Origin of the sequence: Cupriavidus sp. SIMBA_020, from assembly GCF_046535395.1 — a bacterium.
Classification (GTDB): domain Bacteria; phylum Pseudomonadota; class Gammaproteobacteria; order Burkholderiales; family Burkholderiaceae; genus Cupriavidus; species Cupriavidus campinensis.
In genome coordinates this window covers 1-278 of record NZ_JAWRWU010000419.1, presented here as the reverse complement: position 1 = coordinate 278, position 278 = coordinate 1, and the positions used below count along the sequence as shown (strand labels likewise).

Annotated in this window: 1 pseudogene; it reads right to left on the bottom strand. The window is 68.7% G+C overall.

The annotated features are described in order from the left end of the window. Positions 1-278, bottom strand: a pseudogene (locus SB751_RS29855) (hypothetical protein); the annotation flags it as partial.

The following is a 278-nucleotide window of genomic DNA, read 5'->3' as shown; positions in this document are numbered from 1 at the left end:
CGGTCGCCGTCCCGCCAATCGCAATCCCGCCGACGTCGGTGCTGTTCGCGGAGCCGCCCAATGCAAGGCCGTTGCTCCCCGAAGCAAGGGAACTATCACCCATCGCCACGCTGGTCGCTCCCGCTGCGACTGAGGCGCGGCCGAGCGCCACCGAATAGTCACCGCTGGCGGTGGCAACGAAACCCAAGGCGGTAGAGCGGTTGCCGCTTGCGGTACTGCGCACGCCCACCCCGGTCCCGCCAGTCTGCGAGGCGGTGCTGGACGCGCCAATCACAATC